Origin of the sequence: Cereibacter johrii (assembly GCF_001720585.1) — a bacterium.
In the GTDB taxonomy this organism is placed as follows: domain Bacteria; phylum Pseudomonadota; class Alphaproteobacteria; order Rhodobacterales; family Rhodobacteraceae; genus Cereibacter_A; species Cereibacter_A johrii.
The window spans coordinates 1-7,343 of sequence record NZ_MABH01000178.1 but is presented as its reverse complement, the minus strand read 5'-3'; the positions used below and the strand labels follow the sequence as shown (position 1 = coordinate 7,343).

Sequence of the window (7,343 nt, the reverse complement as noted above, 5' to 3'; positions counted from 1 at the left end):
GGGTTCCGGCGCGGGCACGGGCTCGGCCTCCTCGGGCGGCGGCGCGGGCTGCGGCGCCTCGGCCGACGGGGTAGGCGGCGTGTCGGACGGTTGGGTCGCGGCCGAGGTCATGGCGTCGAACTCCTCGCTCGTCATGAGCGAGACGGAAGTCACGGCCACCTCGGGCGCATGATCGGGCTGGAAGAACCAGTCGCCGACCAAGAGCCAGACGATCAGGCTGAAATGCCCGATGCCGGAGATGATGACTCCCTTGTCCATTCCGGTTGGCCTAGCCGCCGTTTCCGCCGAAGGTGGGGCCGCCCACATCGGTCACGAGGCCGATGTCCTGGAAGCCGCCCTTGTTGAGCGCGCCCATCACCTGCGCCACGCGCTCGTAGGGGATCGAGCCGTCGGCGCGCAGGAAGACTTTCTTCGAGGTCCGCTCGGCCGCCACCGCCTGAAGCTTGGGAATGAGTTCGGCCTCGCCGGTCTCGGTGGTCTGGATCATCAGGCGCCCGTCGGCGGCGATGGTGATGGTCAGCGGCTCTTCCTGCTCGGTGGGCAGCGCATTGGCGGCCGTTTCAGGCAGCTTCACCGGCACGCCCACCGTGAGAAGCGGCGCCGCCACCATGAAGATGATGAGCAGCACCAGCATCACGTCCACGAAGGGCGTGACGTTGATCTCGGACATGGCGGCCGACTGGCCGCGACGCCGGCCGCGGCGCCCTCCGCCGCCCTTCTTGATGACGCCCGCACCCATGGATCAGGCCGCGTCCAGCTGACGCGACAGGATCGTCGCGAATTCGTCGGAGAAGGCGTCGTAGCCGCCGATGATCCGCTCGGAGTCCGCGTTGAGCTTGTTGTAGAACACCACGGCCGGGATGGCCGCCACGAGGCCGAAGGCCGTGGCCAGCAGCGCCTCGGCGATGCCCGGCGCCACGACGGCGAGGTTCGTGTTCTGCGAGATCGCGATCTGTTCGAAGGCGTGCTTGATGCCCCAGACCGTGCCGAAGAGGCCGATGAAGGGCGCGGTCGAGCCGGTGGTGGCGAGGAAGGACAGGCCCGAGTTCAGGGTCTCGCTCTCCTTGTCGATCGCCACGCCCATCGAGCGGTCGATGCGCGACTGCGCGCCCGCGATCAGGCCGCCGTCGTTGCGGTGGCTGCGCCGCCATTCCAGCATCCCGGCCGCGAAGATCTTCTCGGAGGCGCCTTCGGGCTGCGGCCCCAGACGCTCGAAGAGCTCGTCCAGCGGCTCGCCCGACCAGAAGGCGCGGTCGAAGATCGCCGCCTCGCGCCGGGCCTGCCGGTACAGGAGGTGCTTGCGGATGATGATGGCCCACGACCAGAAGGACATGACGATCAGAAGGATCATCACGAACTTCACGGTGAGCGTTGCGCGCGCGAAGAGGGCGAGCATGGAGAAATCAATCTCCTGCGCCATCGCGAGGGTTTCCGTTTCCATCTGCCTGCTCTCTGGGGGCCGTTCTGCGGGCCGTTCTTAACGCCGATTCTATCCGGCTTTTAGAGGGATTGCCAACACATCTGCGTCAAGTGGCAAAGCTGCGCCACCTGCTGCTTTTGCAGGGCTTCAGGCCGCCTGCACAAGCTTTTGGCGGACTTCCGCCGGAAGCCGCGCCGCACGCCCGTCCGCGCCGAGGCAGACGAGCACCACGCGGGCCGCGAAAAGCCGCTCCTCTCCGCGGCGCACCTCCTGATCGAGGACGATGCGCGCGCCGCCCGTCTCGACGAGCCCGGTCTCGACCTCCAGGAGGTCGTCGAAGACCGCCGGGCGCAGATAGTCGGCCTCGACGCGGCGGACGGCGAAGACGATCCCGCTCTCGGCGCGCAGCCGCACCTGATCGACGCCGAGCCCACGCACCCATTCGCTGCGGGCCCGCTCGATGAACTTCAGATAGTTGGCGTAGTAGACGATTCCCGCAAGATCGGTGTCCTCGTAGTAGACGCGCAGGGCGAAACGGTGCGGCATGGGCATTTCCCGGCAGGATGGCGCTTCGGCAGGGGCTAGCGCGAAGATCCCCGCGCCGCAAGGAAGGCGCGGAATTTCCTGCCGAAATCGGGGCTCCGGGCGCCCATTTCCATGCGGTGCGAGTGTATGCCGCACCTTCCCGCGCGCGTTTGTGCGTGAGGAAGCCGCGGCACATGCTAACTTCGGCTCCGCAGGTGCATCCGCATCATCCCGAGGCGTGTTGCGCGTCTGATCATGAGTTCTAATGCCCGTTAGAGGAGAGCACTATGTCTGATATGGAAAAGGCGATGTCGCAGATGCTGGCCGACATGACGCCGAAGAAGCTGCCCACCAATGAAGAGATCTTCGGCAAGGGCGCCCAGCTGGGCGACGCCAAGGCGATGGGCTTCACCGACATCCTCGATTCCATGACGCCGAAGAAACTGCCGACCAACGAAGAGATCTTCGGCCAGCTCGCCGAACTCGACACGACGGCCTTCGACGCCCTGCTCGATCTTTTCCGGCCCAAGAAGCTGATGAGCTACGACGAGCTCGGCAAGATTGTCGGGATGAAGTTCTGATCGACAAAGGACGCTGACCCTTCGGGGCCCGAGCGGCCGGCCAGCGGGCCGGCCACGTCGTCCGGCAGCCCGCGGCTGGCCCCGCCCTCGACGGATGAGCGAGCGCCCGGCTCCGACTGCCCGATCCGACCGGGCTGACCCAAGCCCCCCCGAGCCCTGCCCTCCCTGCCCCGGATGATCTCTCCGTCGCCGCCGAGGCGGTCCTTCGGGTGACGCGCCCCCTGCGCCCCGCGACCGGCCCTTCCGGCCTGCCCACCTCAGGGTCGACAGACCGCTTCCGGCCCGCCCGAGGGCGCAGGAGGGTTGCAATCGGCCCGGCGCTCGTCCTACCTCCGGTCTGCCCGGCCCCTTGCGGCCGGCGCCCGCCGAGGTCGAGAGGATGCGATGGCGCAGGACGAGATCCCCGAGCCCGACCGCGTGGAGGGCGCCCCCCACCCGCGCGAGACTCAGGCGCTCTTCGGCCATGCGCGGGCCGAGGCCGACTTCCTTGGGGCCTTCTCCTCGGGGCGGCTGCATCACGGCTGGCTCATCACGGGGCCGCTCGGCGTGGGCAAGGCCACGCTCGCCTGGCGCATCGCGCGGTTCCTTCTGGCCACGCCGCCCGCGGAAGGGCTCTTCGCCGCCCCGCCGCCCCAGAGCCTCGCGATCGATCCCGACCATCCGGTCGCGCGGCGCGTGAGCGCGCTGGCCGAGGGGCGGCTCTTTCTCCTCCGCCGCGCCTGGGACGAGAAGGCCAAGCGCCTGAAGACCCAGATCACCGTCGAGGAAGTGCGGCGGATGAAGGCCTTCTTCGCCCTCTCCTCGGCCGACGGAGGGCGGCGCGTGGCCATCGTGGATCCGGCCGACGAGATGAACGTCTCGGCCGCCAACGCGCTTCTGAAGCTCCTCGAGGAGCCGCCCGAGGGCGTCACGATCCTTCTGGTCTGCCACCAGCCCTCGCGGCTTCTGCCCACGATCCGCTCGCGCTGCCGCGAGCTGCGCCTGGGCCCCCTCACCCCCGAGGACATGGCGCGCGCCCTGGCCGCGGCGGGGGTCGGGGCGGGCGATCCCGCGGCTCTGGCCGAGCTTGCGGGCGGCTCGGCGGGCGAGGCGATCCGGGTGGCGAACCTCGAGGGGGTGAAGCTCTACCGGGCGCTGGTGGGGCTTCTGTCCACCCTGCCCCGGCTCGACCGGGCGAAGCTCGTGGCGCTGGCGGACGCGGCCTCGGGCAAGGGCGCCGAGGCGCAGTTCGAGCTGATGCTCACGCTGATCGACCTCTTCCTCGCGCGGCTCGCGCGGGCAGGCACGCTGCGGCTTCTGCCGCCCGAGGCCGTGCCGGGCGAGGCCGACCTGATCGCGCGGCTCGCGCCCGACGCGCGCGCGGCGCGGCTCTGGGCCGATCTCGCCCAGTCGCTCGGCAACCGCGCGCGGCGCGGCCGGGCGGTCAACCTTGACCCTGCCGCCCTTCTCATGGATATGGTGCTCAGGATCGACGAGACGGCGGCCCAGCTCGCCTGAAGGTAAGCCTGATGACCTCCCAAATTCCCCCGCAGATCGTCGACAGCCACTGTCACCTCGATTTCCCCGACTTCGACGGCGAGCATGAGGCGCTGATCGGCCGCGCCCGCGCCGCCGGCGTCACGCGGATGGTCACGATCTGCACCCGCCTGCGCCACGAGCCGCGGGTGCGCGCCATCGCCGAGGCGCACGAGGGCGTCTTCTACGCCGCGGGCACCCATCCGATGAGCGCCGCCGAAGAGCCCATGGCCACGGTCGAGGAGCTGGTGGCGCTGGCCGCCCATCCGAAATTCGTGGGCATCGGCGAGACGGGGCTCGACTATCACTACACGCCCGAGAGCGCGCCGGTGCAGCAGGAGAGCCTGCGCATCCATATCGAGGCGGCGCGGCGCACGGGTCTGCCGCTCATCATCCATGCCCGCGATGCGGATGCCGACATGGCGCGCATCCTGGCCGAGGAGCATCGCGCGGGCGCCTACGGCTGCGTCATGCACTGCTTCTCGTCGGGGCCGGAGCTGGCGCAGGCGGCGCTCGATCTGGGCTTCTACCTCTCGATGTCCGGGATCGCGGCCTTCCCGAAATCGGCCGAGCTGCGGGCGATCTTCGCCGCGGCTCCGCTCGAGCGCATCCTGCTCGAGACCGACAGCCCCTATCTTGCCCCCCCGCCCTTCCGCGGCAAGCGCAATGAGCCCGCCTACACCGCCCACACGGCCGCGAAGGGCGCCGAGGTCTTCGGCCTCTCGCTCGCCGACTTCGCTGCCGCCACCTCGGCCAATTTCGACCGGCTCTTCGCGAAGGCCACCACCTGATGGCACGGCTGCACTGCACCATCCTGGGCTGCGGCTCGTCGGGCGGCGTGCCGCGGCTCGGCGGGCTCTGGGGCGCGTGCGACCCGACCGAGCCGAAGAACCGCCGCCGCCGCTGCTCGCTGCTGGTCGAGCGGATCGCCGAAGGCGGTACGACGCGGGTGCTGATCGACACCTCGCCCGACATGCATCCGCAGCTTCTGGACGCGGGCGTGGGCGAGCTCGATGCCGTGGCCTGGACCCATGCCCATGCCGACCATGTCCATGGCATCGACGACCTGCGCCAGATCGTCTTCAACATGCAAAAGCGCCTGCCGGTCTGGGCCGATCCGGTCACGCAGGACGCGCTCCTCACACGGTTCGGCTACGCCTTCGCCCAGCCCGCGGGCTCGCTCTATCCGCCGATCCTCGATCTGAACACGATCGAGGGCCCGTTCGAGGTCGAGGGAGCGGGCGGGCCGATCCGGCTCCAGCCGTTCCAGGTGAGCCACGGCCCCACCGAGGCGCTCGGTTTCCGCGTGGCGGGCATGGCCTACCTGCCCGACGTGGTGGCGATCCCCGAGGAGGCCTGGCCGCATCTCGAAGGGCTCGAGATGTGGGTGCTCGACACGCTGCGCCGCAAGCCGCATCCGACGCACGCCCATCTCGCCCTCGCGCTCGACTGGATCGCCCGCGCCCGGCCCGAGCGGGCGATCCTGACCAACATGCACATAGACCTCGACTATGCCACACTGGCGGCAGAGCTTCCGCCCCATATCGTGCCAGCTTACGACGGGCTGACCTTCGACCTCGCCGCATGAGCGCGCTGATCGACGTCATCCTGCCGGTCTTCCTCGTCATCGGCTTCGGATATGCCGTCGCGCGGGCGGGCCTCATTGCCGAGGCCACGGTGGATGCGATCATGCGCTTCGCGCAGAACTTCGCCGTCCCCTGCCTGCTCTTCGCCTCGATCGCCCGGCTCGATCTGGCCGCGAACTACGACCTCGGCCTGTTCGTCTCGTTCTATGCCGGCGCCTTCACCTGCTTTGCCCTGGGCTTCGCCACCGCGCGGTTCCTCGCCGGGCGCGCACTGGCTGACTGCGTGGCCATCGGCTTCGCCTGCTTCTTCTCGAACTCGCTGCTGCTAGGCCTGCCCATCACCGAACGCGCCTACGGGCCCGATGCGCTGGCCGCGAACTATGCGATCATCTCGATCCATTCGCCGCTCCTCTACGGCTTCGGCATCACGCTGATGGAGCTCGTGCGCTCGCGCGGGCTCGGCCTCTCGAAGCCGCGGCTCGCGCGGCAGGTGGCGACGGCGATCGCCACCCAGCCGCTCGTGATCGGCATCTCGCTGGGCTTTCTCGTCAACCTCTCGGGCGTGGCGCTGCCCGGCGCGCTCTGGGCCGCGGTCGAGATGATGGCGCGCGCCGCGTTGCCCACGGCCCTCTTCGGGCTGGGGGGCGTGCTCGTGCGCTACCGCCCCGAAGGCGACGTGAAGCTGATCGGGGTGGTGGCGACCCTGTCGCTGATGGTCCACCCCGCCATGGTCTGGCTGCTCGGCCGGCATCTCTTCTCGCTCGACACGGCGCAGATCCGCTCGGCCGTCATCACCGCGGCGATGGCGCCGGGGGTGAATGCCTATCTCTTTGCGAACCTCTATGGCGTGGCCAAGCGGGTGACCGCCTCGGCGGTGCTGATCGCGACCGGGGCCTCGATCCTCACCACCTGGTTCTGGCTTCAGCTCCTGCCCTGATCCACCGCCATCGCCCGGCGCACCATCGTGTTGAGCCAGGCCATGCCCGCAAGCACGAGGCCGAGGCAGAAGAAGCTCAGCACCCGGACGAGGCCCGAGAGGCCCGCCGCATCCCAGAGGAACACCTTGGCCACCGTGAGGGCGAGGACCGCCATGGCGAGCCGGCGCAGCAGTTCCGAGCGCAGGCGCACGGCCTGCCAGAGAAGCACCGCGCCGCCCGCGAGAAGGGCCACCGTATAGCTGTAGAGCTCGCCCTGAAGCACGCCCGGCGCATCGATCCGTGGCCCGTGCCAGAGCCTGCGGATCTCGAGCACCGCCCAGAGGAGAAGGAAGGCGCCGCCGAGCGCCGCGAGTGCTGCCCGCAGCCGTCCGAGGCCCGGCAGGTGCCGCGCGCCGAGCAGGAACAGCCCCCCCGGCAGCGCATAGGCGAGGAGGAGCGTGTCGAGGAGCGGCAGGCCCAGGATCTCGCCCCGGAGCCCCGCGCCGAGCGGGTTCGCGGCGGTGACGGCCAGCCCCAGCGGCATCAGCGCAAGGGCAAGGGCGCCCGCCGCCACAAACCGGCGGAGGAGGTCGATCCGACCGCCGGCCCCGATCCGCCAGAGCTGCGCCCCCGCCACGACGAGCCATGGCAGCGCCTGCACGGTCAGGAACCAGTGGGTGTTTGCCGACTCGATCGGGTCGATCTGCGGGAAGCGGCGGGTGAGCAGCACATTCACCAGAAGCGCGGCCCAGGCGGCGGCCGCGCTCTCGGCCACGGCACGCTCGAGCCGCCGCTCGGG

At 70.0% G+C, this 7,343-nt stretch carries 9 protein-coding genes and 1 pseudogene; 5 read left to right on the top strand and 5 right to left on the bottom strand.

The window, feature by feature from the left end:
* The 4 genes and pseudogenes from A9O63_RS16610 to ybgC form a co-directional block, all read right to left on the bottom strand.
* Positions 1–258, bottom strand: a pseudogene (locus tag A9O63_RS16610) (cell envelope biogenesis protein TolA); the annotation flags it as partial.
* A gap of 10 nt (positions 259–268) precedes the next feature.
* Entirely contained in the window at positions 269–739 is a 471-nt protein-coding gene (gene tolR, locus A9O63_RS16605; protein ID WP_002720851.1) for a protein TolR, read from the bottom strand.
* A gap of 3 nt (positions 740–742) precedes the next feature.
* Entirely contained in the window at positions 743–1,441 is a 699-nt protein-coding gene (tolQ, locus tag A9O63_RS16600; protein WP_069332929.1) for a protein TolQ, read from the bottom strand.
* A 126-nt stretch (positions 1,442–1,567) separates the two neighbouring features.
* Positions 1,568–1,966, bottom strand: a complete 399-nt coding sequence (ybgC, locus tag A9O63_RS16595; RefSeq protein ID WP_069332928.1) for a tol-pal system-associated acyl-CoA thioesterase — start codon at positions 1,964–1,966, stop codon at positions 1,568–1,570.
* A gap of 266 nt (positions 1,967–2,232) precedes the next feature.
* On the opposite strand from ybgC, the gene A9O63_RS16590 reads away from it, so the two are divergent.
* From A9O63_RS16590 to A9O63_RS16570, 5 genes are all read left to right on the top strand, one after another.
* A complete protein-coding gene (locus A9O63_RS16590; protein WP_069332927.1) occupies positions 2,233–2,526 on the top strand; it encodes a hypothetical protein in 294 nt (97 codons plus the stop codon).
* 384 nt (positions 2,527–2,910) lie between these two features.
* Positions 2,911–4,023, top strand: a complete 1,113-nt coding sequence (locus A9O63_RS16585; protein ID WP_069332926.1) for a DNA polymerase III subunit delta' — start codon at positions 2,911–2,913, stop codon at positions 4,021–4,023.
* 11 nt (positions 4,024–4,034) lie between these two features.
* Entirely contained in the window at positions 4,035–4,832 is a 798-nt protein-coding gene (locus A9O63_RS16580; RefSeq protein ID WP_069332925.1) for a TatD family hydrolase, read from the top strand.
* On the top strand, positions 4,832–5,629 hold the full coding sequence (locus A9O63_RS16575) for an MBL fold metallo-hydrolase (RefSeq protein ID WP_069332924.1): 798 nt from the start codon (positions 4,832–4,834) through the stop codon (positions 5,627–5,629). Before A9O63_RS16580 ends, A9O63_RS16575 begins: the two co-directional genes overlap by 1 nt.
* Entirely contained in the window at positions 5,626–6,564 is a 939-nt protein-coding gene (locus A9O63_RS16570) for an AEC family transporter (RefSeq protein WP_069332923.1), read from the top strand. Before A9O63_RS16575 ends, A9O63_RS16570 begins: the two co-directional genes overlap by 4 nt.
* On the opposite strand, the gene A9O63_RS16565 is transcribed toward A9O63_RS16570, so the two are convergent.
* The coding region (locus A9O63_RS16565; protein ID WP_141703104.1) for a DUF2339 domain-containing protein at positions 6,549–7,343 on the bottom strand (795 nt) is incomplete at its 5' end. The two genes, A9O63_RS16570 and A9O63_RS16565, sit on opposite strands and share 16 nt — an antisense overlap.

Coding starts and splice junctions, on each gene's coding strand:
- tolR (WP_002720851.1), bottom strand. CDS start 739: ATGGGTGCGGGCGTCATCAAGAAGGGCGGCGGAGGGCGCCGCGGCCGG.
- tolQ (WP_069332929.1), bottom strand. CDS start 1,441: ATGGAAACGGAAACCCTCGCGATGGCGCAGGAGATTGATTTCTCCATG.
- ybgC (WP_069332928.1), bottom strand. CDS start 1,966: ATGCCGCACCGTTTCGCCCTGCGCGTCTACTACGAGGACACCGATCTT.
- A9O63_RS16590 (WP_069332927.1), top strand. CDS start 2,233: ATGTCTGATATGGAAAAGGCGATGTCGCAGATGCTGGCCGACATGACG.
- A9O63_RS16585 (WP_069332926.1), top strand. CDS start 2,911: ATGGCGCAGGACGAGATCCCCGAGCCCGACCGCGTGGAGGGCGCCCCC.
- A9O63_RS16580 (WP_069332925.1), top strand. CDS start 4,035: ATGACCTCCCAAATTCCCCCGCAGATCGTCGACAGCCACTGTCACCTC.
- A9O63_RS16575 (WP_069332924.1), top strand. CDS start 4,832: ATGGCACGGCTGCACTGCACCATCCTGGGCTGCGGCTCGTCGGGCGGC.
- A9O63_RS16570 (WP_069332923.1), top strand. CDS start 5,626: ATGAGCGCGCTGATCGACGTCATCCTGCCGGTCTTCCTCGTCATCGGC.